At 63.5% G+C, this 25,023-nt stretch carries 19 protein-coding genes and 1 pseudogene; 10 read left to right on the top strand and 10 right to left on the bottom strand.

The annotated features are described in order from the left end of the window. Positions 1-238: 238 nt before the first annotated feature. The 7 genes and pseudogenes from ACZYHG_RS10555 to ACZYHG_RS10525 form a co-directional block, all read right to left on the bottom strand. Positions 239-1,632: pseudogene (locus ACZYHG_RS10555) on the bottom strand (pyruvate dehydrogenase complex dihydrolipoamide acetyltransferase). A gap of 3 nt (positions 1,633-1,635) precedes the next feature. Next, on the bottom strand, positions 1,636-2,634 hold the full coding sequence (locus ACZYHG_RS10550; RefSeq protein WP_027031380.1) for an alpha-ketoacid dehydrogenase subunit beta: 999 nt from the start codon (positions 2,632-2,634) through the stop codon (positions 1,636-1,638). After that, entirely contained in the window at positions 2,634-3,662 is a 1,029-nt protein-coding gene (locus ACZYHG_RS10545; RefSeq protein ID WP_464613732.1) for a thiamine pyrophosphate-dependent dehydrogenase E1 component subunit alpha, read from the bottom strand. Before ACZYHG_RS10545 ends, ACZYHG_RS10550 begins: the two co-directional genes overlap by 1 nt. Positions 3,663-3,664: 2 nt before the next feature. Further along, positions 3,665-4,993 carry an NAD(P)H-dependent oxidoreductase gene (locus ACZYHG_RS10540; RefSeq protein ID WP_464613731.1) on the bottom strand — a complete coding sequence of 443 codons (1,329 nt, stop codon included), beginning with the start codon at positions 4,991-4,993 and terminating at the stop codon, positions 3,665-3,667. A 297-nt stretch (positions 4,994-5,290) separates the two neighbouring features. Further along, positions 5,291-6,064: a phosphodiesterase gene (locus ACZYHG_RS10535; protein WP_464613730.1), complete on the bottom strand. Its 774-nt coding sequence runs from the start codon at positions 6,062-6,064 to the stop codon at positions 5,291-5,293. A 25-nt stretch (positions 6,065-6,089) separates the two neighbouring features. Further along, positions 6,090-7,160 carry a LacI family DNA-binding transcriptional regulator gene (locus ACZYHG_RS10530; RefSeq protein WP_464613729.1) on the bottom strand — a complete coding sequence of 357 codons (1,071 nt, stop codon included), beginning with the start codon at positions 7,158-7,160 and terminating at the stop codon, positions 6,090-6,092. Between the two features lie 126 nt (positions 7,161-7,286). Continuing rightward, positions 7,287-8,075: a 3-hydroxybutyrate dehydrogenase gene (locus tag ACZYHG_RS10525; RefSeq protein ID WP_464613728.1), complete on the bottom strand. Its 789-nt coding sequence runs from the start codon at positions 8,073-8,075 to the stop codon at positions 7,287-7,289. A gap of 244 nt (positions 8,076-8,319) precedes the next feature. Here ACZYHG_RS10525 and ACZYHG_RS10520 point away from each other — a divergent pair, with 244 nt between their 5' ends. Further along, complete coding sequence (locus ACZYHG_RS10520) at positions 8,320-9,108, top strand: acetoacetate decarboxylase (RefSeq protein ID WP_464613727.1); 789 nt, start codon at positions 8,320-8,322, stop codon at positions 9,106-9,108. Continuing rightward, a complete protein-coding gene (locus ACZYHG_RS10515; RefSeq protein ID WP_464613726.1) occupies positions 9,101-10,261 on the top strand; it encodes a patatin-like phospholipase family protein in 1,161 nt (386 codons plus the stop codon). Before ACZYHG_RS10520 ends, ACZYHG_RS10515 begins: the two co-directional genes overlap by 8 nt. 274 nt (positions 10,262-10,535) lie before the next feature. On the opposite strand, the gene ACZYHG_RS10510 is transcribed toward ACZYHG_RS10515, so the two are convergent. Together ACZYHG_RS10510 and ACZYHG_RS10505 are read right to left on the bottom strand one after the other, a co-directional pair. Next, the gene (locus ACZYHG_RS10510; RefSeq protein ID WP_464613725.1) at positions 10,536-12,146 is read right to left on the bottom strand and encodes an inorganic phosphate transporter; all 1,611 of its coding nucleotides are present in this window, start codon (positions 12,144-12,146) and stop codon (positions 10,536-10,538) included. 161 nt (positions 12,147-12,307) lie between these two features. Beyond that, complete coding sequence (locus tag ACZYHG_RS10505) at positions 12,308-13,522, bottom strand: ROK family protein (protein WP_464613724.1); 1,215 nt, start codon at positions 13,520-13,522, stop codon at positions 12,308-12,310. Positions 13,523-13,744: 222 nt separating this feature from the next. Here ACZYHG_RS10505 and ACZYHG_RS10500 point away from each other — a divergent pair, with 222 nt between their 5' ends. The 6 genes from ACZYHG_RS10500 to ACZYHG_RS10475 all read left to right on the top strand — a co-directional run bounded on the left by ACZYHG_RS10500 (position 13,745) and on the right by ACZYHG_RS10475 (position 19,871). After that, positions 13,745-14,983 carry an extracellular solute-binding protein gene (locus tag ACZYHG_RS10500; protein WP_464613723.1) on the top strand — a complete coding sequence of 413 codons (1,239 nt, stop codon included), beginning with the start codon at positions 13,745-13,747 and terminating at the stop codon, positions 14,981-14,983. Between the two features lie 135 nt (positions 14,984-15,118). Beyond that, positions 15,119-16,003: a carbohydrate ABC transporter permease gene (locus tag ACZYHG_RS10495; RefSeq protein ID WP_464613722.1), complete on the top strand. Its 885-nt coding sequence runs from the start codon at positions 15,119-15,121 to the stop codon at positions 16,001-16,003. After that, the gene (locus tag ACZYHG_RS10490; RefSeq protein ID WP_464613721.1) at positions 16,003-16,848 is read left to right on the top strand and encodes a carbohydrate ABC transporter permease; all 846 of its coding nucleotides are present in this window, start codon (positions 16,003-16,005) and stop codon (positions 16,846-16,848) included. The genes ACZYHG_RS10495 and ACZYHG_RS10490 overlap by 1 nt, the downstream gene beginning before the upstream one ends. Beyond that, a complete protein-coding gene (locus tag ACZYHG_RS10485; RefSeq protein ID WP_464613720.1) occupies positions 16,845-17,867 on the top strand; it encodes an SIS domain-containing protein in 1,023 nt (340 codons plus the stop codon). The genes ACZYHG_RS10490 and ACZYHG_RS10485 overlap by 4 nt, the downstream gene beginning before the upstream one ends. Continuing rightward, a complete protein-coding gene (locus ACZYHG_RS10480; protein WP_464613719.1) occupies positions 17,867-18,805 on the top strand; it encodes a PfkB family carbohydrate kinase in 939 nt (312 codons plus the stop codon). The genes ACZYHG_RS10485 and ACZYHG_RS10480 overlap by 1 nt, the downstream gene beginning before the upstream one ends. Then, the gene (locus tag ACZYHG_RS10475) at positions 18,792-19,871 is read left to right on the top strand and encodes an ABC transporter ATP-binding protein (RefSeq protein WP_464613718.1); all 1,080 of its coding nucleotides are present in this window, start codon (positions 18,792-18,794) and stop codon (positions 19,869-19,871) included. The genes ACZYHG_RS10480 and ACZYHG_RS10475 overlap by 14 nt, the downstream gene beginning before the upstream one ends. Positions 19,872-19,878: 7 nt before the next feature. Here ACZYHG_RS10475 and ACZYHG_RS10470 read toward each other — a convergent pair whose 3' ends face one another. Next, positions 19,879-20,427 (bottom strand): TetR/AcrR family transcriptional regulator, encoded by a 549-nt coding sequence (locus tag ACZYHG_RS10470; RefSeq protein WP_464613717.1) that lies wholly within the window; start codon positions 20,425-20,427, stop codon positions 19,879-19,881. A 145-nt stretch (positions 20,428-20,572) separates the two neighbouring features. Between ACZYHG_RS10470 and ACZYHG_RS10465 the strand changes: the two genes are divergently transcribed. Both ACZYHG_RS10465 and ACZYHG_RS10460 read left to right on the top strand, forming a co-directional pair. Next, a complete protein-coding gene (locus tag ACZYHG_RS10465) occupies positions 20,573-21,886 on the top strand; it encodes an efflux RND transporter periplasmic adaptor subunit (protein WP_464613716.1) in 1,314 nt (437 codons plus the stop codon). After that, positions 21,883-24,966, top strand: coding sequence for an efflux RND transporter permease subunit (locus ACZYHG_RS10460; protein WP_464613715.1), 3,084 nt, complete (start codon positions 21,883-21,885; stop codon positions 24,964-24,966). Before ACZYHG_RS10465 ends, ACZYHG_RS10460 begins: the two co-directional genes overlap by 4 nt. The last annotated feature ends 57 nt before the right edge of the window (positions 24,967-25,023 follow it).

Below are 25,023 nucleotides of genomic sequence, written 5' to 3'. Positions count from 1 at the left end.
GCCTTGGCCGGCTCCCCGTCTCTTCCTCCCTGCACGGCGCATATGACTGGTGGATGACAGCGCACATGTGCGATCAGATCAAGCGACAGCTTGTCATGCAATACTCCTACGGCACGGCAAAAGGGCCCGCGGAGTTAATGTCCGCGAGCCTCATTACCATTATGGCCACTCATTCCTGGCGCAACCCAACGCTAGAAACTATGTTTCCCGGCACCTATCAGGGGCGCCTCGACTGCCCCTACACCAGCATGCCCATCGGGTTTTCGATCAGCCGCTTGAAGGCGACCAGCAGTTCGGCACCGAGCGCTCCGTCAACGGCGCGATGATCGGTTGACAGCGTCACAGACATAACCGTGGCGATCTTGATCTCGCCGTTCTTGACCACCGCCCGCTCCTCACCGGCACCGACCGCCAGGATCGTCGCATGCGGCGGGTTGATGACGGCGGCAAAGTCCTTGATGCCGAACATGCCGAGGTTCGACACCGCTGTGGTGCCGCCCTGATACTCTTCCGGCTTCAGCTTGCGGCTGCGGGCGCGACTGGCCAGATCCTTCATCTCGTTGGAAATGGTCGACAGCGTCTTTTCTTCCGCATGCCGAATGATCGGCGTGATCAGGCCGCCAGGGATGGACACGGCAACACCAACATCGGCGTGCTTGTGCTTGACCATGGCGGTTTCGGTCCATGAGGCATTGGCATCCGGCACCGCCTTCAGCGCCAACGCCATGGCCTTGATCACCATGTCGTTGACCGACAGCTTGTAGGCCGGAGCGTCGCCTTTGTCGGTCTTCTTCATCGGCGCTGCCGCATTGATCTGCGTGCGCAGCGCCAAGAGCGCATCGAGTTCGCAGTCGAGCGTCAGGTAGAAATGCGGGATGGTGGTCTTGGCCTCGACCAGGCGCCGCGCGATGGTCTTGCGCATATTGTCATGCGGGACGAGGTCGTAGGAGCCCTGCTCGAACAGCTTCAGCACCTGATCGTCCGACATCGCTTTCACGGCAGGGGCAGAAGCCGCGGCCGGCGCACCAGCCGGAGCCTTGGCTGCGGGTGCTGCCTTGGCTTCGGGTGCAGCCTTTGCGCCACCGGCAATCGCGGCATCGATATCGGCCTTAACTACGCGGCCGCGTGGGCCGGTGCCGGCGATGCTGGCGAGGGGAAGGCCCGCCTCACGGGCCAGACGTCGAGCCAACGGTGTTGCGCGGGCGCCCGATGGCGATTGGCCGATCTCCCCCCCGTGGGGGAGATGCCCGGCAGGGCGGAGGGGGGCGTGACAGAACGCAACGTTGGCGGGACAGCGCCCCCCTCTGTCGGCTTCGCCGACATCTCCCCCACGGGTGGGGAGATTGGCGCTTTGTCCTGCTTTGCCTCGGCGGCATCAGCTCCATAGGCCTCGCCATCGGCATAAATCCACGCCACAGGCGCGCCGACCGGAATATCGACGCCTTCCCTACCGGTCACATCGCGCAGCACGCCGCTGGCCGGCGCGTCGATTTCCATCGCCGCCTTGTCGGTCTCGATCTCGAACAGCACATCGCCCTTCTTGACCGTGGCGCCTTCCTCGGCGAACCAGCGCGAGATCTGTCCGGTCGCCATATCCATGTCGACCTTGGGAAGAATGACTTCGGTCGGCATCGCTCAGCGAACCCCTTTCACGAGGTCGCGCGCGGCGGTGATGATGTCGGGAACCTGCGGCACAGTGGCCTTTTCCAGCTCCGGATTGTAGGGGATCGGCGTCTCGGCGCCGCCCAGCCGCACGATCGGCGCATCGAGATAATCGAACGCCTCGCTCTCGGCGATCATGGCGCTGACCTCGGCACCGATGCCCAGCGTCTTGACCGCTTCGTAGACGCACATCAGCCGCGATGTCTTCTTGACGCTGTCGATGACGGTCTGCTTGTCCATCGGCCGGATGGTCCGGAGATCGACGACTTCAACGTCGATGCCCTCGGCTTCCAGCACGGCGGCGGCGTCGAGCGCCTTCTGCACCATGATCGAGGTGGCGACGATGGTGAGATCGCGGCCCTCGCGGCGGATGTCGGCCTTGCCGATCGGCACGGTGTAATAGCCCTCGGGCACCGGCCCCTTCGCCTTGTAGAGCAGCTTGTGCTCGAAGATCATCACCGGATCGGGATCGGCAACAGCGGCCAGCAGCATGCCTTTGGCATCGTAGGGCGTGGCCGGCTGGATGACCTTCAGGCCCGGCACATGGCCGAGCCAGGCTTCCAGGCTCTGGCTGTGCTGGGCCGCGGCGCCCGTGCCGGAGCCGGCGGGAAAGCGCATCACCACGGGAACGGAAACCTCGCCGCCCAGCATGAAGCGCATCTTGGCCGCCTGATTGACGATCTGCTCCATGGCAAGCGTGGCGAAATCGGAAAACTGGAATTCGAAGATCGGCCGCATGCCGGTGAGGGCCGCACCCACCGCGACGCCCGCCCCGCCCAGCTCCGAAATCGGCGTATCGATGACACGCTCAGTGCCGAAGCGCTCGACCAGATCGCCGGTCACCTGAAAGGCGCCGCCATAGACGCCGATGTCCTCGCCCATCAGGAAGACGCGTTCGTCCATCTCCATGGCGATCGCCATGGCTTCCTGGATCGCCTGGGCGTAGCTCAGTTCACGCACCATCGCGTCCATCACGCCTGCTCCGTATACACGTAATTTCCGGTCTCGCTGACGTCAGGCGACGGGCTCGCCTTGGCGAACTCGATGCCGTCGGCGATCTCCTGCGCCACCCCACTGCGGATGGCCTCGATGCCCTTGTCGTCGATGAAGCCGAATTCGCGCAATTCGTTCTCGAACAGCGTGATCGGGTCGCGGTTCGACATCCAGTCCTCGATCTCTTCCTTGGTGCGGTAGCGGTTACGATCGCTCTTGGAATGGCCGCGATGGCGGTAGGTCTTGGATTCGATCAGCGTCGGCCCCTCGCCCGCGCGGGCACGCTCGACAGCCTTGTAGGACGCCTCGGCGACCTCCGAAAAGATGTTGCCGTTGACGATCACGCCGGGCATCGAATAGGCGGCGGCGCGGTCGGCGATGTTCTTGACCGCGGTCGAGCGGGCGGTCGATGTCGACATGCCGTAGCCATTGTTCTCGCAGACGAAAATCACCGGCAGCTTCCAGACCGCCGCCATGTTGAGCGCCTCGTGGAAGGCCCCCTCATTGTTTGCGCCGTCACCGAAGAAGGAGACGACGACCTTGCCTGTCTTCATCATCTTGGAAGAGAGCGCCGCGCCGACGGCGATTGGAATGCCGCCGCCGACGATGCCGTTGGCGCCGAGATTGCCCTTGGCGACATCGGCAATGTGCATCGAACCGCCACGCCCCTTGCAGTAGCCGGTGGTCTTGCCGAAGAACTCGGCGAACATGCGCTTGACCTCGGCTCCCTTGGCGATGCAGTGGCCGTGGCCGCGATGGGTGGAGGTGATCTGGTCATCCTCGCCAAGCGGCATGCAGATGCCCATGGCGCTGGCTTCCTGGCCGATCGACAGATGCATGGTGCCGTGGATGAGCCCGCGCGTATAGCTGTCCTCGGCGCCCTCTTCGAAGCGACGGATGAGGTACATCTTGTAGAGCACCTGCTTGAGCTGCTCGGGGCTGTACTGGCGATAGACGAAAGGCAGGTTGGCGCGACTGTCGGCGACCCCTTTGCTGGCTGTGGCCATGATCAGGCTCCCACGGTTCCGTAGACGAGTTTGTCCTGGCGGGCACGCAGTTCGGCGATCTTGGAGCCCGGGGCCGGCGCCGCATTCGCATAGGTGATGAGCTCGCCCTTCTTGATCGGCGCCGTCACCGAACCGCCCTGCAGCAGGCCGCAGGGAATGGCCCTGACGGCATGCGCCTCCGGTGCCGTCATGATCCAGGCGCGGTAGCAATACTCGCCGATCGCATCGAGCTTCTCGCCGGGCCGCATGTCCTTCTTGGCCACTGCGGCGACTTCGGCCACGGGCTTGGCCAGCGGCACCATGTCGGCCTTGCCGTAGAGAACGACGCGGGCGCAGGTCAGTGGCACTTCGAGCGACGTCAGGTGATAGGGGCGGTGGAAGGTGAAGTACGGACCCTTGCCCATCTTCAGATCTTCCATGCGCTCCGAAATGCGCGGATGCGACATGTCGGCGACAACGAAGACGCCGGGCGCCACGCCCTTGCCTATGGAATAGTCGACGACGCCGACCCTGGATAGCACGCCGCCATCCTTCTGCGGCACCAGGACTTTCGAGAGTTCGCCGAGCGTCGCGGCCGGGCCGTGCATGCCGGCCTTGTCGGGCACCAGCCCGGTGGCATTGGCGATCGCCGCCATCTCGACCATGGTCTTGGAACCATCGACGAATTCGACCAGCATGCGCACATTCATGTGCCGGCGCTTGGCCTCTTCCTCATAGGCAGGCGGAGTGGCGTCGATGTTGAGCGGATTGTTCTTGCCCTTGCCGGCGGCAACGATCGGGTGGCCCATCGCCGAGACGAACTCGATCAGTTCCATGCAGGAGGACGGCTCATCGCCGGCGCCCAGCGAATAGGTGACGCCGAGCCGATCGGCCTCGCTTTTGAGATAGGCGCCGATGGTGACGTCGGCCTCGACATTCATCATCACCAGGTGCTTGCCATGCTCCATGGCGCGCAGGCCGATCTCGGCGCCGACGGCGGGAACACCGGTCGCATCGATGACGACGTCGATGAGATCATTGTTGATGACCAGGTTGGCATCGTTGGTGACCGCAATCTTGCCGGCCTCCATGGCAGCCGTCATCGCCGAAGCGTTCGACACTTCGCGCGCATGGCCGGTTTCCTGGAAGGCGATATCCACCGCCCTGCTCGCTGCGGGCAGGTTGAGTTCCGAAATGGCGCCGATCTCGATGCCGGACATATGGGCGACGCGGGTGACGATATCGGTTCCCATCTCGCCGGAGCCGATCAGGCCGATGCGGATGGGCTTGCCGGACTTGCCGCGTTCCTCGAGATCGCGGGCAAGACCCGTCAGCGAAACATTGGACGCCATACCGCTCATTCCTCCCACAGTGCAGGCTTGTTCATTCGCTTGACGGGTATTGAACATCTGTATTTCTGTCAAGACTAATGTCCAAATTCACATGCTTTTTGGCACCCTTTCGCGGAGACCGCGTGTGGACCAAAAGCACGATGATCACGGCAGCCACATAGGACGATGCGTGCGAGCAGACGACCGCCGGGATATGATCCTCGGCGCACCGGAGATGCATGGGAATTGGGCCTCGGTCAGTCGGTCGCGACAGTCGCCTCGCCACGACCGCTCGACCCATTCTCGGAATGGAGACCCCTACGGAACTCGATCTGACACCGGCGCCACCGGAAAATCATGGAAATGCACGATCACCCCATCCGCATCGATGAAGATCACGGCGTAGGCCGGCGGCTCGTGCCCTAGGCTCCAGTCTTCCGAGAAATCGAGCGCGCTCTGGTGGTTGGTGCTGCGCAGCGTGCTGACCGGTATGCCGCGCCAGCTGCCGGCGATCAGCCGATGGACGTGTCCAGCGAAGATGTGGCGGACATTGCCGTGGTGCGACAGGACCTCATGGAGGGCGTCGGCATCGGCGAGCCTTACCTCGTCAAGTACGGGCATGTGTATCCGGAACGGTGGATGGTGCATGAACAGGAAGGCCGGGCCGCGCGCTTCCCCGAGCTTTTCGTCCAGCCATTCGAGCCGCGCCGGGCACAGCCTGCCTTCGACATGGCCGCTGTCCAGCGTGTCGAGCAGGATGAGCCGACCCTCGCTGCCATCGAAAATGCTCTGCACGAACCCACCCTCGGCGGTGGCATGAGGGAACATTTCAAGGAAGAGCGCCCGGTCGTCATGGTTGCCGAGCATCAGCCGGCAAGGCAGAGCAAATTGCGCCAGCCTCTCCCGCAACGCCGCATAGGCGGCACGCTCGCCGTCATTGGTCAGGTCGCCTGAAATCACCACCAGATCGGCATCGGCGTGGTTCTTGCCGATGTCGGCAAGGCAGGCCTCCAGCCTCGCCAGCGGATCGGAACCGTAGAGGAGACCACCCGGCGTCATCAGATGCGGATCGGAGAGCTGGATGATTTTCATGGGCATCAACCTATGGCTGCGGATTTCAGGAGGAACTGTGCGACAGCGACTCCGCATCATGCGGAACAAAGCTGCCACGCACGATGAGCGGCACGCCCAGGCGCTCGCGAATCGGCGGCAGATCCGGTTGCTGCTGACGCAGGTCGAGCAATGCGACGGCCCGGGCGGCCATCGCCTCCGGATCCTGGCGGAACGTGGTCAGTTGGTAGGCAAGCCAGCCGGCTTCCGGGATATCGTCGAAGCCGATCACCGAGAGATCGCCGGGGATATCGAGCCCTGCCTGACGGGCATGGTCCATGACGCCGAAAGCGATGAGATCGTTGACGCAGAAGATCGCCTGCGGCCGATCCTGGCCATCGATCAGGGCCTTGCCTGCCTGCAGCCCGCCCGCATAGTCCGTATCCCCGCCTCGAGCGACCGCGACTTCTGCGCCCAGACGCGCTGCCTCGGCGCAGAAGGCATCTGCGCGTTCGGTGATGGTGGGAGTACCCGACAGCGATCCCGCCAGGCCGAGCTTGGTCATGCCGCGCGCAACGAACAGCGCCGCCGCGAGCCTTGCTGCCGCACTGCCGTCGGTCTGGATATGATCGGCCTCCGGTTCGGACCGGCCGATGACGACGAGCGGCTGGCCATTGCGCCGCGCGAGTTCGAAGAAGGACGAAGGCGGCGAGCCGGAAAGGATGATCGTCGCCTCGGCGCGATGGCCAAGCAGCGTCTTCTGGGCTGATATAAGTTCCTGCTCGGTCTGGCCGGTGTTGATCATGACCGGAACATTGCCGCGATGGATCAGCGCCTTGGTGAGTGCGGCTGTAAGATGCGCGCGAAAGCCGACTTCTGGCTTGGTCACCACCAGGCCGACCAGCCGGCTCTGGTTGGCGAGCAGGCCACGCGCCAGATCGTTGACCTGATAGCCGAGTTCTTCGGCGGCGCGCATGATCTTTTCGCGCGTTTCGGTGGCGACGCTGGCGCCCGGCGTGAAGGCGCGCGATACCGCCGAGCGCGACACCCCGGCCTGGCGCGCGACATGCAGCGCGCTGACCGAGCGAAGCTTGTCCGATGTCTTGTCGCCCGTGGTCGAGTTCTTGTCCGCCGTCATCGGTTGACGTTCATACTCTTCAATGGCCAACCCGCGACAGCTCGACGATCAGCATTAAGCCGATCGACGGGATGAGCAGCATCAGTGCCGTGATCGAGGCGATGGCGAAACGAAAGAAGGGCCGCCTTACTGTGCCGTCCAGCCGCCATCCATCGGTAAGGTTGTGCCGGTGATCTGCCTGGCCGCATCCGAACACAGGAACAGCGTCAGGGCGGCAAGCTCCTCGACGGTGACGAATTCCTTCGTCGGCTGTGCGGCGAGCAGCACGTCGTGCTTGACCTGTTCCTCGGTCATGCCGCGCGCCTTCATCGTGTCGGGGATTTGCTTTTCGACCAGCGGCGTCCAGACATAGCCCGGCGCGATCGCGTTGACGGTGATGCCGTCCTGCGCGGTTTCCAGTGCCACTGTCTTGGTCAGGCCTGCAATGCCGTGCTTGGCCGAGACATAGGCCGACTTGAACGGCGAGGCGACCAGCGCATGCGCGGAAGCCGTGTTGATGATGCGGCCCCATTTGCGGCTTTTCATGCCGGGCACCACCGCCTTGATGGCATAGAAGGCGGCCAGAAGATTGATGCGGATGATGGCTTCCCACTTGTCGTCGGGAAAGTCCTCGATCGGCGCGACATGCTGGATGCCGGCATTGTTGACCAGGATGTCGAGGCTGCCGAACGCCGCCTCGGCGTCATGAACCATGGCGCTCACCGCCGCGCCGTCCATCATGTTGGCGTCGGAGTAACGGCACTTGACGCCGAAATCCTTCTCGATACCCGAGCGCTCCTGCTCGATGGCGGCAGGATCGCCAAGGCCGTTGATGGTGACATTGGCCCCTTCGGCGGCAAAGGCGCGGGCGATGGCCAGGCCGATACCGCTGGTCGAGCCGGTGACGAGGGCATTCTTCGAAGACAGGGAACCCATGGTGATCTCGCGAGAGGTGGGAGGGAATAGGAGGATATAATTGTGCGTCGCAACATGACAATGACAGAGCCATGTGTCGATGCGATTACAGCCAGACGACAGCGCCGGCATGACCCTCGACCGGTTCGAAACCATGGTCTTCAGGCTGACACGGCATTGTCATGGTGCCGTGCAACATAATCGGCTGCTTATTCGCGCGCTTGTTCCGGAATGAAACCCGTCTGAAGAACCTTGGGGGTGCAGCTTGGAAATCGCCGATGTCGTGAAGCGTGCCTATGCGATGCCGCTGACCAACCCGTCTTTCCCGCCCGGTCCCTACCGTTTCTTCGACCGCGAATACATCATCATCACCTATCGCACGACGCGCGAGGCGCTCGAAGCCGTGGTGCCGGCGCCGCTGGAGATCGACGAGCCGCTGGTCAAATACGAATTCATCCGCATGCCGGACTCGACCGGCTTTGGCGATTACACCGAGACCGGCCAGGTCATCCCGGTGAAGTACAAGGGCCAGCATGGCGGCTACGTCCATTCGATGTATCTCGACGACGACGCGCCGATCGCCGGCGGCCGCGAGCTGTGGGGCTTTCCCAAGAAACTGGCCAATCCCAAGATCGTCCATGAAGGCGAGGTGATCGTTGGCACGCTGCACTATGGCAGCGTTCTGTGCGCCACCGGCACGATGGGCTACAAGCACCGCGAAGCCGACCACGATTCCGTGCTCGCAGCACTCGCCGCGCCCAATTTCCTCATCAAGATCATCCCGCATGTCGACGGCACGCCGCGTATCTGCGAGCTGGTGCGCTACTACCTCACCGACATCACGCTGAAGGAAGCCTGGACGGCGCCGGCCGCTCTCGACCTTCGGCCCCATGTCATGGCCGACGTGGCGAAGCTGCCGGTGCTCGACATCGTCTCCGCCGTCCACTTCAAGGCCGATCTGACGCTTGGGTTGGGCGAGGTCATGCACGACTATCTTAGTGATCACAGCCGGATCGCAACCAGCACAACCCAGCCGGAGAAAATTCGTGCTTGAACGCAATCGTAACAAGGAAGCCGCCGCCACGATCGAGGAGATCTCGGCGCAGTATGACCGCATCGCTTTGGTGTTCCAGGGCGGCGGTGCGCTCGGCGCCTATCAGGCCGGCGTCTACCAGGCGCTGGCCGATGCCGGCTGCGAGCCGAGCTGGCTGTCCGGTGTGTCGATCGGCGCCATCAATGCCTCGATCATCGCCGGCAATGAGCCGAGCCGCCGCCTGCAACGGCTCGAACAGTTCTGGCAGACCATCTCAGGCCGCAAGATCTGGTCCTACACGCCTGAAGGCGACATCTACCGCGACATCCGCAACCGCACCTCGTCGTGGATGACGATGACCATGGGCCAGCCCGGCTTCTTCAAGCCGCGCAACCCCAACCCCTGGCTCGAGCCGCAAGGCGCCGAGGGCGCGACCAGCTTCTACAACACTGCTGAACTGAAGGACACGCTGGAGAGCCTGATCGATTTCGACGTGCTGAACGACGGCAAGAAACGGCTGAGCGTCGGCGCGGTCAACGTCCGGACCGGCAATTTCGTCTATTTCGATACCGAGAAGGTGCGCATCGGACCGGAGCACATCATGGCCAGCGGCGCTCTGCCGCCCGCCTTCCCTTCGATCCGCATCGAAGGCGAGTATTACTGGGACGGCGGCATCGTCTCCAACACGCCGCTGCAATATCTGCTCGACCAGGAGGAAGACCGTTCGTCGCTGGTGTTCCAGGTCGACCTGTTCAGCGCGCGCGGCGTCCTGCCGCGCAGCATGCCGGACGTTCTGTCGCGCCACAAGGACATCATGTATTCCAGCCGCACCCGCCAGAACACCGACAATTTCAACCGCATCCATGGCCTGAAGATGCGCCTGCTCGATGCGTTGAAACGCGTGCCCAAGGACCAGCTGACGCCCGCCGAAGAAGCTTTGATCGCGGACTATTCCGACGCCGGCATCGTTAACATCGTCCACCTCATCTACCAGCACAAAGGCTACGAGGGTCACGCCAAGGACTATGAATTCTCCGGCACCTCGATGCGTGAGCATTGGGAGACCGGTCTGGAAGACACACAGCGCACCTTGCGTCACCGCAAGTGGCTGACGATGCCGACCAATGTCGATGGCGTTGCCATCCACGATCTGCATCGTGAGGATCCGACTTAAGGTCAGGTCTCTCCGGCATCGATCATCGGACGCCGAGTTCCTTCACACCCCCCTCTGTCCTGCCGGACATTTCCCCCGCAAGGGGGGAGGTTGGCAGTTTGACTCTCGCGTAATCTTTCAACGACGACAATTGGCGGCACATCCGATCTCCCTCCTTGCGGGGGTTGAGGGACAGAGGGGGGGTGCTGTCCCGCCAGCGCTTCCGAATAACCCACAAAAAAAGGCAGCGCCGGTGACTGGCGCTGCCTTTTGTTTGAAAGCTCTTGTGCTTCGCTCAGAACACCTGGCGGAAGATGATGAACAGCACGAAGGCGAGCGTGATCGAGCACGGCAGGGTCAGCACCCAGGCCAGCAGCAGGTTGCGCACCGTCGCCCATTGCAGGCCCGAGCCATTCGCCGCCATCGTTCCGGCGACACCCGATGACAACACATGGGTGGTCGACACCGGCAGACCGAGCCGGTCGGCCATGCCGATGGTGACCATCGCGACGAGTTCAGCGGCGGCGCCCTGGCCATAAGTCAGGTGGCTCTTGCCGATCTTCTCGCCGACGGTCACGACGATGCGTTTCCAGCCGACCATGGTGCCAAGGCCAAGCGCCAGCGCAACCGCGACCTTCACCCAGATCGGAATGAACTTCGTCGCGTTGTCGACGGCCTTGTGATAGTCGGTGACCGCCTTTAGATCGTCGGCCTGCATCGGCAGCAACTGCTTCTTGTCGATCAGCTTGAGCGCCTCGCCGATCAGATAGATGTCATTGCGGGCGTTGCTGACCAGATCGGTCGGCACGTTGTCTACCGATGCATAGGGCACCAGCTCAGCAGTCGTGTTGTGGATGTAGGTCTGCAGCGCAACAGTCGTCTGGTCGTTCCAGGTCCGGGTGCGCACGGCATCCTGGACGGCCGCCTTTGCGGCCTTGGCATCGGCAATGGTGACACCGGGCTTGACGTATTTGCCCAGCGCGGTCTCGACGCCGACAGAAGCCGACTTGTAGGCTTCGAGATAGTTGATGTCGGGCGTACGGTTCAGCGCATAGGCCGTCGGCACGACACCGATCAGGATCAGCATGATCAGGCCCATGCCTTTCTGTCCGTCGTTGGAGCCGTGCGCGAAGCTGACGCCGGTGCAGGTGAAGATCAGCAGCGCGCGGATCCACCAGGGCGGCGGGGCATTGCCCTTCGGTGCCTCGTAGAGCGCCGGATTGCGGACCAGCAGCTTCATCACATAGAGCAGGATTGCCGCCGCGAAGAAGCCGATGATCGGCGACACCAGCAAGGTCACGCCAACATTGGTCGCCTGCGACCAGTCGACGCCGCTGGTTGCGCTGCCGGCAGGGGCCATGAACTGGTTGGCGAGGCCGACGCCGATGATCGAGCCGACCATGGTGTGCGAGCTTGAGGCCGGTAGGCCGAGGAACCAGGTGCCGAGGTTCCATAGGATCGCGGCGACCAGCAGCGCGAACACCATGGCGAAGCCGGAGGAGGAGCCGACCTGCAGGATCAGTTCGACCGGCAGCAGCGACAGGATGCCGAAGGCCACCGCGCCGCTGGAGGTGAGAACCCCGAGGAAATTGAAGGCGCCGGACCACATGACGGCGAATTCGGCCGGCAGCGAGCGCGTGTAGATGACGGTTGCCACCGCATTGGCGGTATCGTGGAAACCGTTGACGAATTCGAAGCCGAGCGCGATCAGCAAGGCGATGCCGAGCAGGATCCACGGCACGGTCTTGGCCACCGCCAGGTCCTGGCTCAGCGCGTAGCCGACATAGACGACGCCGATCAGCACCAGCACACCAAAGACCGGCAGGAACCACTTCGCGCTGGCCGAACTATCCAGCGGATGCTCCGGTCTCGGAATCCCCGCCTCACTAGAAACTATGTCCACCACGTCCCACTCCTATTGCATTGCAGCAAAGAACTGGGAAAGACGCTATGTCCGGACGATGAACCCTGTGTGACGCCGACAGCCGGCTTTCATGCACAAATGCATGTTACCCAGGAGTGACCTCGGTTCCGGCAGGCGAAACGTACTTTGGACCCTTGGTACTCCTACACCGGACCGGAGCTTGTTTTCAGGATCGCCGAGAACAGCGGATCGAAGGCACGGCTGATCGGCGCCGCGGCAGCGCCCAGCGCGATCGACCAGGGGTCGGTGGTGCCGAGTTGCAAGCGCGGCAGGGTCCGTCCGGGCCTGTCGGCGATCGACGGCAGCAGCGGATGCATCGCCTCGACCAGCCGGCGCGCCAGCGTCTCCGGCGCACCGCTGGTCAGGATGACGGTCTGCGGATCGAAGATCGTTTCGATGAGATGCACGCTCCAGCGCAGGTCATGCGCCGCGCCATCGATCCAGGCCATCATCCCGGGGTCCTCGGCCAACACCAGGGCGTTCATCTGCTGATAGATATCGCTATGCGCCGGGTTGAGGCCGAGATGCTGGTAGAGTGAGGCCAGTGATGCGCGGTGCTCGAGTGGTGTCGAGCCAGGACCAGCCGGCGCCAACAGCGCCATGCCGATTTCACCGGCATTGCCATGGCCGCCGCTGTAGAGCTCGCCATTGAGGATCAGGCCGGCGCCGATGCCATAGCCGACATAGAGGCAGACCGCGTGATCGACGCCGTGCGCCGCGCCGACGATACGCTCCGCTGTTGCGCAGGCGGCGGCATCGTTCTGCAGGCCGACATTCAGCCCCGTGCCTTTGGCCAGCGTCTCCAGCAGCGGAAATTTCTGCCAGGCCGGCATCATCCATTTGTCGTCCGAATCTTTCAGTCCGAAAGGTCCGGGCATGGCAACGCCGAGACCGACCAGCCGTTTTTCCGACTGGGCCGAAATGCCGGCCAGGTCGCGGCGGACACCAGCGATCAGCTCGAGGATGATCTCGACGCCCTTCGACGGTTCGTCGAAGGGCAGGTTGGCCTCTGCCCGCGCCAGCACGCTGCCCATCAGGTCGACGGCGACAGCGCGCGTCAGATGGCGGTCGATATGCAGGCCGATGGCGAAGGCGCCTTCGGGCACCAGCCGGTAGGGCGTCGAGGGTTGCCCCCTGCCTTTACGGACCGTATCGAGCGCGACGACCAGGCCGTCGCTTTCGAGATCCTCGATGATGTTGGACACGGCCTGCTTGGTGAGCTGCGTCGCCCGCGCCAGATCGGCGCGCGACAGGGCGCCGTTGAGGCGCAGCGCCTCGATCATGACCCGGCGGTTGTGCGCGCTCGTGCCTTCCTGATTGGTGCCGCTTTTGGCGCGGATTGGGCTGATGTCGTCCACCGGCGTTTCCCCTCTTGACTCCATTAGAATATTGATCGACTAATTAAGTCAAGCGAGTTGACTTAATGCGAACCGGACGTCCCAAAACAAGATGGCCAAAGGCTCCCAGCCTGTCGCCACTGGTCAGCCGGGTAACCATCAGGTCACGCGACATGGATCCGGGAAGACGATGCGACATATCCGTATCGCCAGCCCGTCAACGCCTGAAATGGGAGAAGTAAAATGCTTAAGACAATCACCAAGACACTGGTCGGCGCGGTCTTCGCAGGAGGACTGCTCGTCCCTCACGCTTTCGCCGAAACGACACTGAACGCGCTGTTCATGGCGCAGGCCGCCTACAGCGAGGCCGACGTTCGCGCCATGACGGACGCCTTCACCAAGGCCAACCCGGACGTCAAGGTCAATCTCGAATTCGTCCCCTATGAAGGCCTGCACGACAAGACCGTGCTCGCGCAAGGCTCGGGCGGCGGCTACGACGTCGTGCTGTTCGACGTCATCTGGCCGGCCGAATACGCCACCAACAAGGTGCTGGTCGATGTCACGCCGAAGATCACCGACGACATGAAGAAGGGCGTGCTGCCCGGCGCCTGGACCACGGTCAAGTATGACGGCAAGTATTACGGCATGCCCTGGATCCTCGACACCAAATACCTGTTCTACAACAAGGAAATCCTGGAAAAGGCCGGCATCAAGACGCCGCCGAAGACCTGGGAAGAGCTCGGCGCACAGGCCAAGATCATCCAGGACAAGGGCCTCTTGAAGACGCCGATCGCCTGGAGCTGGTCGCAGGCCGAAGCCGCGATCTGCGACTACACCACGCTGGTCAGCGCCTATGGCGGCGACTTCCTCAAGGACGGCAAGCCCGACTTCCAGAATGGCGGCGGCCTCTCGGCGCTGAAATACATGGTCGACAGCTACAAGTCCGGCCTCACCAACCCGAATTCCAAGGAGTTCCTGGAAGAGGACGTGCGCAAGGTTTTTGAAAACGGCGACGCCGCCTTCGCGCTGAACTGGACCTACATGTACAACATGGCCAACGATCCGAAGGACTCGAAGGTCGTGGGCAAGGTCGGCGTCGTGCCGGCGCCGGGCGTCACCGGCATCAGCGATGTGTCGGCCGTCAATGGCTCCATGGGCCTTGGCGTCACAGCCGTCTCCAAGCATCCGGACGAAGCCTGGAAGTACATCACCTTCATGACCTCGCAGGCGACGCAGAACCAGTATGCCAAGCTGTCGCTGCCGATCTGGGCCTCGTCCTATGACGACCCGGCGGTCACCAAGGGCCAGGAAGAGCTGATCGCCGCCGCCAAGCTCGGTCTGGCTGCCATGTATCCGCGCCCGACCACCCCGAAATACCAGGAACTGTCGACCGCGGTGCAGCAGGCGATCCAGGAATCGCTGCTTGGCCAGTCCTCGCCTGAGGATGCCTTGAACACGGCCGCCAAGAACAGCGGCCTCTGAGCATCTTTCTCCAGTTACGGGCGGCACTACAGCGCCGCCCGTCCATTTGGACGGGCAAAGGACGCTGTAGCGCTTTTTGGGCTTGCCGCCCGTGCTATGTCTGAAACCGAGATGAGTTAGGGAGAGGCTGCTCTGATGTCGAGCACCTGGATGACGACCCGCGCGTGGTTGCTGATGCTGCCGCTGCTCGTGGTGATGGTCGCCGTCATCGGCTGGCCGCTGGTCGATACGGTCAGTCTTTCTTTCACCGACGCCAAGCTGGTCGGCACCGGCGGCGATTTCGTTGGCTTCGACAACTACACCAACATGCTTTCGAGCTCGAATTTTTCGCGCACACTGGTCACCACAACTTTGTTCGCGGTGATTTCGGTTGCCGCGGAAATGGTGATCGGCGTGCTCGCCGCCCTGCTGCTCAACCAGCAGTTCCATGGCCGCGCCGTCCTGCGCGCCCTGATGATCCTGCCCTGGGCGCTGCCGACGGTGGTCAACGCGACGCTGTGGCGGCTGATCTACAATCCCGAATATGGCGCGCTGAACGCTGCCTTGACGCAGTTGCATCTCATCGACGACTACCGCTCCTGGCTCGGCGAACCCGGCACGGCGCTGGCGGCGCTGATCGTCGCCGACTGCTGGAAGAATTTTCCGCTGGTGGCGCTGATCGCGCTTGCTGCCCTGCAAGCTGTGCCGCGCGACATCACGGCCGCCTCGCTGGTCGATGGTGCGGGAGCCTTCAACCGGTTCCGCTTCGTCATCCTGCCCTATCTCGCCGGCCCGCTGATGGTGGCGCTGGTGCTGCGCACCATCGAGGCCTTCAAGGTCTTCGACATCATCTGGGTGATGACCCGCGGCGGTCCGGCCAACAGCACACGCTCGCTGTCGATCCTCGTCTATCAGGAGGCTTTCTCCTTCCAGCGCGCCGGCTCCGGCGCGTCGCTGGCGCTGATCGTCACCTTGCTCGTCACCGTGCTCGCCGTCGCCTATGCGGCGCTGGTCAGGAAGACCGCCGGGAGTGCTACCTGATGGAACGCAGGAGCCCCGCCTTCACGGTCTTCATCTATGCCTGCGCGCTGTTGCTGGCCGCCATCATCCTGGCGCCCATCGCCTGGCTGTTCATCATGAGCATATCGCCGGCTGCCGACCTTGCCGCCAAGCCGCTGCGCTGGTGGCCGCAGGCAGCCGACTTTTCCCGCTACCAGACATTGCTGTCGACGGCTGAAAACAGCGCCGGTGCCGCCTTCACCTCATCTCTGCGCAACAGCCTGGCGATCGCAGGCATGGCAACGTTGGCGGCACTCGCTCTGGCGATCCCCGCCGGCTGGGCGGTCTCACGCACGCCGGCGATCGGCTGGTCGCTGTCGATGGTCATCGCCACCTACATGCTGCCGCCGGTGGCGCTGGCCGTGCCGCTCTATATGGGTCTTTCGCATCTCGGCCTGCTCAACAATGTCTTCGGCCTGGCCCTGGTCTACCTGACCATCCTGGCGCCCTTCACCACCTGGCTGATGAAATCCGGCTTTGACTCGATCCCACGCGAAATCGAGGCGGCGGCGATGATCGACGGCGCCGGCCTGTTCCAGACCTTGCGAATCATCACGCTGCCGCTGGCGGCACCGGTGATGACGACATCGGCGCTGTTTGCCGTGCTGCTCGCCTGGGACGAATTCTTCTATGCGCTGCTGTTCACCTCCGACCAGCGCGCCAAGACCTTGACCGTCGCCATCGCCGATCTGGCCGGTGGCCGTGTTTCCGACTACGGGCTGATCGCCACCGCCGGCGTGCTGGCGGCTTTGCCGCCGGTGCTGATCGGCCTGGTCATGCAACGCGCGCTGATTTCGGGCCTGACCAGCGGCGGTGTGAAAGGATGATGATGACTGCAGACAAATCCCGGCCGGCTGGACTGGTCGCCATCGACCGTGAAATGGCGCGCCAGCATGCGGATGCGCGCGCCTCGTTCGAGAACAACGCTGCCATGGCGCAAGACGTCGGCGCCTCGATCAGGAGGACCGGTCGTCTGCTTCTGCTCGGCATGGGCGGCTCGCATGCGGTCGGGCGCGCCGTCGAGCCGCTTTACCGCGCGCTCGGCATCGATGCGCTGGCGCTGCCGCTGTCCGAACAGCTCGGCCAGCCGCTGCCGCTCGCGGGCAGGACTGTGCTCGTCACCTCCCAGTCAGGCGAGAGCGCCGAGGTCGTCAGATGGTTTGCTGAGGCCGGCAGCACTGTCGACGTTTTCGGCCTGACGCTTGAGGGCGGCTCCTTCCTTGCCCGCACTGTGCCCTGCCTGGTCGGCGCTGGCGGCACCGAACTGGCCTTTGCCGCCACCCGCAGCCTGACCGTGACCTTCGCCTTGCATCTGGCCATTCTGGCAGCCCTTGGCGAAGACCCGAAAGCCGCGCTCGGCGCACTGGATCGGAGGCAGGACAATGACATCGCGCAGGCGCTCGCTGCGCTGGACAAGGTCACGACCATCGTCACCTCCGGCCGCCGGCTGCAAGGTATCGCCGAGGCGCTGGCGCTCGGCCTCACCGAACTGTCACGGCTGCCATGCTTTTCGCTCGAAGGCGGCCAGTTGCGGCATGGGCCGATGGAGATGCTCGGCCCCCACATTGGCGGCATCCTGTTTCGCGGCAACGACCCGACAGCGGACCTGGTGACCGCCATGGCCACCTCCGTGGTCGAGGCCGGCGCGCCGCTCATCATCTTCGACGCATCAGGCCAATCGCCCGTCGCCGGTGCCGTCACGCTATCGTTCGAGCCGGCTTCGGGTCTCGCCGCCGTCTTTGCCATGTTGCCGGTCGCGCAGCGCCTGATGATCGCCTTCGCCGACAGCCGCGTCGACAATGCCGGCACGCCTGTGCGCTCGACCAAGATCACCAGGAGCGAGTGATGCGTCCGCTCGCGGTGATCGGCAATGTCAATGTCGACCTGATTGTCGGCCCGGTCGCGCCATGGCCGAAGGCGGGAACGGAAACCGTCGTCGACCATGACGAATTGCGCGTCGGCGGCCAGGCCGGCAACAGCGCGCTCGCCTGGCAAGCGCTGGGCGTCGACTTCACCATTGCGGCCAATGTCGGCGACGACCAGTTCGGCCACTGGCTTCGCGAGGCTTTTGGCCATCGCGCCGAAACCTGGCCGGTCCGTCCCGAAGGCACGACGCTGTCCGTCGGCATGACCCACCCGGATGGCGAACGCACCTTCTTCACCACGCGCGGGCACCTGCCGCGCTTCAGCCTCGCCGACGTCTTGTCCGTTCTCGACGGCAGCGCGCTCTCCGGCGGTTACGCACTGCTGTGCGGTTCTTTCCTGACTGATGATCTCACCCGCGACTATGAGGCCTTGTTCAACTGGGCCGACAGCCACCACATTGCCGTCGCGCTAGACACAGGCTGGCCGATCGATGGCTGGACGGAGGCCAATTGCGCCGTAACACGGGCGTGGCTCTCGCGCTGCGCGCTGGCGCTGTTCAACGAGGTCGAGACGGTGACGCTGGCGGGAATGTCGAGCCCCACCGACGCCGCGCGCGAAATCCGCTCCAGCATGCGGCAAGGCGCGACCTTCGTCGTCAAGCGCGGCCCGCGCGGCGCCATCGCCATCGGCCCCGATGGCACGCTTGTCGAAGCCGTCGCGCCCGACGTCCGCGTGGTCGACACGATCGGCGCCGGCGACGTCTTCAACGCCGCCTTCCTCGCCGCATCGGCGCAGGAACAGCCGCTGTCCGCTTGCCTTTCCGCCGCGACGCATGTCGCCTCGCGCGCCATTTCCACTCTGCCCCGCAACTATGGCGGGCCGATGCAGTTCAAGGAATCCATGCATGAGCGCGCTTGAAATCCGCGGCGTCCGCAAGAGCTACGGCAGTGTCGAAACGCTGAAAGGCATCGACATTGCGCTGCAGGACGGCGAGTTCCTGGTGCTGCTCGGCTCGTCGGGTTGCGGAAAATCGACGCTTCTCAACATCATCGCGGGCTTAGCCGAAGCGACAAGCGGCGATGTGCTGATCGGCGGCCGCTCGATCCTTGGCGTCCACCCCAAGAACCGCGACATCGCCATGGTCTTCCAGTCCTACGCGCTCTATCCGAACCTGACCGTGCGCCGCAACATTGGCTTCGGGCTGGAGATGCGCGGCGTTGCCGCCGACGAACGCGAAAAGGCGGTGAACGAAGCGGCAAGACTGTTGCAGATCGAGGCTCTGCTCGACCGCAAGCCGAGCCAGCTTTCCGGCGGCCAGCGCCAGCGCGTCGCCATCGGCAGGGCGCTGGTGCGCAAGCCGCAGGTCTTCCTCTTCGACGAACCGCTCTCCAATCTCGACGCCAAGCTGCGTCTGGAAATGCGCACCGAACTGAAACGCCTGCACCAGATGCTGCAGACCACCGTCGTCTACGTCACCCACGACCAGATCGAAGCCATGACCCTGGCATCGCGCATCGCCGTCATGCGCGACGGCAGGATCGAGCAGCTCGGCACGCCCGAAGAAATCTACAACCATCCAGCCACGGCCTATGTCGCGGGCTTCGTCGGCGCGCCGTCGATGAACATGCTGCAGGCGAAAGTCGAAGGCGCAACGCTGACAATCGAGGGCGCCGACGCGCGGCTGCCCTTGCCCGCCCGCTTCCGCAAATTGGTTGGTGACGGGGCACGGGTCGTGGTCGGAATAAGGCCCGAAGCGCTTCGTGTGGCAGCCGACGCAACCGTGCCATCGCTGCCTGTGGAGATAGAAGTTGTCGAATTGACTGGCCCAGAACTGGTTACCACTGCGCGGATAGGCGCGCAGCGGCTGACGGCCTGCTTGCCTCCGGGGTCTCGTGTTTCGAAGGGTCAGGCTGGTATCTTCACCTTCAGCGAAGACGCGGTGCGGCTCTTTGACCCTGACACGGGCAAGGCCTTTGCCAGCTGAAAGCCTGTCAGGATCGCTTTCCTGATCCGGCGATGTCCAGCAACGACGCCACCAGAAGTTCCCGTTCGTCCTTCGACAGCACATCCGCATCGAACAGGTTCATGCTGCGCAACCCCTCGATGGCGAGATAGCAGACCAGCAGCGATTTGAGGTCTGGCGTCTCGCCCTTCAGCCGTTGGAAAAGCTGCCGCTTGAATGTCTTGATCGGCGTCATGAAATCCGGATCCTCGGCGATGGCCGAAAAGATCCAGGAGGCCGATGGCTGCTTTTCCTCGCAATCCTCGGCTGACAGGCTGATGTAGACGGCGAGTGGATTTTTGCCGTTGTCGTTGCTGTTGGCGCTGTCCAGCGCCTGCTCGAAATCGCGCAGATAGCCTTCGACCAGCCCCTGCATCAATTTGGCCTTGGTCGGGAAATTGTAGAGCAGCCCGCCCTTTGATACGCCGGCGCGACTGGCCACCGCTTCCAGCGACAGGCTGCCAGGCCCGGATTCCCGGGCAACATCTGCCGCCGCGGCGAGGATCTTCTCGCGCGAGTTCGGTCGTTGGGCTCTCATGGCGCCTCCCCAAGCAAGCTTAGGCCCAATTGACAAGACCGTCCAGACGGTACAGTAAGATCACCACTATTTGTAATCGGGACCCGCAGTCGGTATGTGTCCCGATGTCCGAGCTTAGCGCCGGATTTCGACTGAGGGGACTTCCTTGTTTAAGCGCATACTCCGTATATTTCTCATCGTCTTGGTGTTGGTCGTGCTCGTGATCGTGGTCGGCGGCATCGTTGGCTTCAACTTCCTGCGTGACAACGGCATCAAGCAGTATTTCGCCACGATGAAGCCGCCGGCAGCGACAGTATCGACGACCATCGCCAGGCCGTCGAGCTGGACACCGGGCGTCGAGGCGATCGGCACGGTGCGCGCCGTGCGCGGTGTCGACCTGACGGTCGAGACCGCCGGTATCGTCAAGGAAATCCCCTTCCATGCCAACGAGAAAGTCGCATCCAATGCGGTGCTGTTGCAGCTCGACGACGCCGTCGAGCGCGCCGATCTCGAGGCGCAGAAGGCGCAGGCCGCGCTCGATCAGACATCGCTGACCCGCGCCATCGAATTGACCAAGCGTGGTGTCGGCTCCGACTCGACGCTCGACACCGCGCGTGCCGCGGCTTCCGCTTCGGCGTCCCAGGTCACCAGGCTGCAGGCCGTGCTCGACCAGAAGCAGCTGACGGCGCCCTTCGCCGGTACGGTCGGCATTCCAAAGATCGACCTGGGCCAGTACATTGCACCCGGCACCTCGGTGGTGACGCTGCAGGATCTCGACACGATGCGGGCGGACTTCACGGTTCCCGAACAGGAGCTCCCCCTACTCAAGATCGGCCAGACGGTTCGGCTCGGGCTTGGTGGCGACGACAAGCCTTTTGCCGGCACCATCCGCGGCATCGACCCCAAGATCGACCCGTCCAGCCGGCTGGTGAACATCAGGGCGGAGGTCGCCAATCCAGAAGGCAAGCTGACCCCCGGTCAGTTCGTGCAGGTGCGTGTCGAACTCCCCGAGGAGCAGAACGTTCTGGTGCTGCCGCAGACGGCCCTGACCACCAGCCTCTATGGCGACTACATCTTCGTGGTGCAGCCGGCGAAGCCTGCCGAGGCGGCCCCGGCCAAGGCGGAAGAAAAGCCTGCCGCAGCGACCACCGACAAACCTGCAGATACCAAGCCAGCGGATACCAAGCCCGCAGACGCCAAGCCGGCCGACCCCATGAAGCCCGCGGCTGATGCAGCCAAGCCGGCTGCCGACCCGGCCAAGCCGGCGGCGGAAGGCGACAAGCCTGCACTGGTTCTGTCGCAGGTCTTCGTCAAGCCCGGCCGCCGCAACCAAGGCATGGTCGAGATCGTCGAAGGTCTGAAGGCTGGCGACGAGGTGGTCACCGCAGGCCAGAACCGCCTCTTCAACGGCATGTCCGTCAACGTCGACAACACCATTGATCCGACCAAATCGGCGAACAAGCAGGCCGACAACCAATGAGCTTTTCCGATCTCTTCATCCGCCGGCCCGTCCTGTCGACGGTCCTCGCCTGCATGATCCTGCTGCTCGGTTTCCAGGGCATCTTCAACCTGTCGATCCGGCAGTATCCGAAGGTTGACGAAACCGCGATCACCATCACCACGGCCTATCCCGGCGCCAGCGCCGACCTGATCCAGGGCTTCATTTCCGCCCCGATCGCGCGCGCCGTCGCCTCGACCGAAAACATCGACTACGTCACCTCGTCCAGCCGTCCGTCCTCCAGCACCGTGACGGTGCAGATGAAGCTCGGCTCCAACCCCGACGTGGCGCTGACCGAAGTGCTGTCCAAGGTCCAGGGCGTGCGCGGCACGTTGCCGGACGCCTCCAAGGACCCGGTCATCGTCAAGGGTACCGGCCAGCAGTTCGCGATGATGTACATCTCGATGCAGAATCCGAACATGACGAAGGAGCAGCTGACCGAGTATATCGAGCGCGTCATCCGGCCGCGCATGTCGACGGTCGAAGGCGTCGCCGATGTGCAGATCTTCGGCGCCCAGCAATATTCGATGCGCGTCTGGATCGATCCGATCCGGCTCGCCGCGCGCGGCGTGACGGCTTCGGAAGTTCTGGCGGCCATCAACAACTCCAACTTCCTGTCGGCGCCAGGCAATACCCAGAACGAATATGTCGTCTCGTCGATCACCGTGCGTTCGACGCTGCAGACGCCGGAAGCCTTCGCCGAATTGCCGCTGCGCTCGACGGACGGCAATGTCGTGCGGCTGCGAGACGTGGCGCGCGTCGAACTCGGCGCTGAAAACACCGACACCAGAGTCTCCTTCAACGGCAAGCCCGGCACCTTCCTCGCCATCTTCCCGACCCCGGCGGCCAACCCGCTGACCACAGCGGCAGCGCTCACCAAGCTCGTGCCGCAGATCCAGGAAACGCTGCCGAAAGGCATGACCATCGAGGTCGTCTATGACGCGACCGGGCAGATCAGCGCCTCGATCGAGGAGGTGTTCAAGACCATCGCCGAAGCGGTCGCAATCGTCGTCGTTGTCATCCTTCTGTTCCTCGGCTCGTTCCGCTCGGTGATGATGCCGATCATCACCATCCCGCTATCGCTGATCGGCGTGTGCTTCCTGTTGTTTGCGGTGGGCTATTCGATCAATCTTCTGTCGCTGCTGGCCATGGTGCTGGCGATTGGCCTTGTCGTCGACGACGCCATCGTGGTGGTGGAGAACATTCACCGCCACATGGAAGAAGACCATATGTCGCCGATGCAGGCGGCGTTCAGCGGCATGCGCGAAATCGCCTCGGCCATCGTTGCCATGACCATGACGCTGGCTGCCGTGTTCGCGCCGCTGGCCTTCACCGGCGGCCTGACCGGCGCGCTGTTCCGCGAATTCGCGGTGACGCTCGCCGGCGCGGTCGTGCTGTCGGGCATCATTGCCGTCACCATCACCCCGATGATGTCGGCACGCCTCTTGAAGGCCGGCACGCCCGGCCGTTTCCAGCGCATTGTCGATGGCATTTTCGCGCGGGTCGAACACACCTATGAGCGGGCCGTTACCGGTTCGCTGAACTATCGCCCTCTGACGCTGCTGATCGTGCTGGCGCTTGTCGGCGTGACCGGCTTCATGTTCACCAAGACGTCGAGCGAGCTGGCGCCGGAAGAAGACCAGGGCTTCCTGCTTTCGCTGGTGACCGCGCCGACCTATGCGACATCGGACTATACCGAAACCTATGTGAACCAGATGCTCGGCCTGGTGAAGGATATTCCCGAAACCCGAGCGCAGTTCTCCGCGGTCGCCTTCGGTGGCGCGACGAACAGTGCCTTCGTCGGCTTTGCCTTCAAGGACTGGGCGGAGCGCAAGCGCAATTCGAAGGAGCTGCAGGCCGACATCACGGCTCGCATCGCCAAGGTGGCCGGCGTCCAGGCCTTCGTCTTCGCTCCACCGACGCTGCCGGGCTCCGGTGGCGGCCTGCCGATCGCCCTTGTGGTCCGCTCGACCGGCAATTCCTCGGAAGTGTACGAGGCAGCAGAGCAGATCAAGAACAAGGCGCAGGCCTCCGGCCGCTTCATCGTCGTGCAGAACTCGATGTCTTATGATTCACCGCAGGTGACAGTGACCATCGATCGCGACCGGGCCGCAGCGCTCAACCTGCCGATTGCCGATATCGGCCGGACGCTGACGTTGCTGGTCGGCGGTGCCGAGGTGGCGCAGTTCGACCGCGATTCCAACAGCTACGACATCATCCCGCAGGTGCCGCAGGAATTCCGGGACAATCCCGAAAAACTCGGCCAGTATTTCGTGCGCAGCGTGACGGGCGAGATGGTGCCGCTGTCGGCCGTGGTGAAGATTTCAAACAATCCGTCACCGGCGGCGATCGAGCAGTTCAACCAGCTGAATTCGTCGACGATCTCGGCGCTGCCGCTGCCCGGTGTTACCACGGGCGACGGTTTGAAAGTCCTCGAGGACATTGCCAGGGAGAGCCTGCCCGACACCTTCTTCATAGACTACTCCGGTCAGTCCCGGCAGGAGAAGGAACAGGGCAACACGATCCTGATCGCTTTCGGAGCGGCCGTCATCGTCATCTACTTGGTGCTGGCGGCGCAGTTTGAAAGCTTCCGCGACCCCCTGATCATCATGATGGCGGTGCCGCTGTCGATCTTCGGCGCCATCGTGCCGCTCAATCTGGGCCTCGGCACGCTCAACATCTACACGCAGGTCGGCCTGATCACGCTGATCGGCCTGATTACCAAGCACGGCATCCTGCTGGTCGAGTTCGCCAACCAGCAGCGCGAACTCCATGGCATGCGGCGGCGCGACGCCATCATCGCTTCGGCCAAAGTGCGCCTGCGCCCGATCTTGATGACGACGGCGGCGATGGCGCTTGGCGTCGTACCGCTGATCACGTCCAGCGGCGCTGGTGCTGCTGCCCGCTATTCGATGGGCCTGGTCATCTTCACCGGCATCCTGGTCGGCACCATGTTCACGCTCTTCGTCGTGCCCATGTTCTACACCTTCATCGCCAGCAAGGATCTGCCGCATCTGGCGGAAAAGCCGGATCCGAAGCTGATGCCGGCACTGCCGAACTGAAAAAAAAGAGGCCGGAAAATTCCGGCCTCTTTTCTTGGCTGCGCTCGATACCGCCGG

It is taken from the genome of Mesorhizobium subarcticum (genome assembly GCF_055456085.1).
The sequence above is the reverse complement of the archived record's forward strand: the minus strand, read 5'-3'. Positions and strand labels throughout refer to the sequence as shown.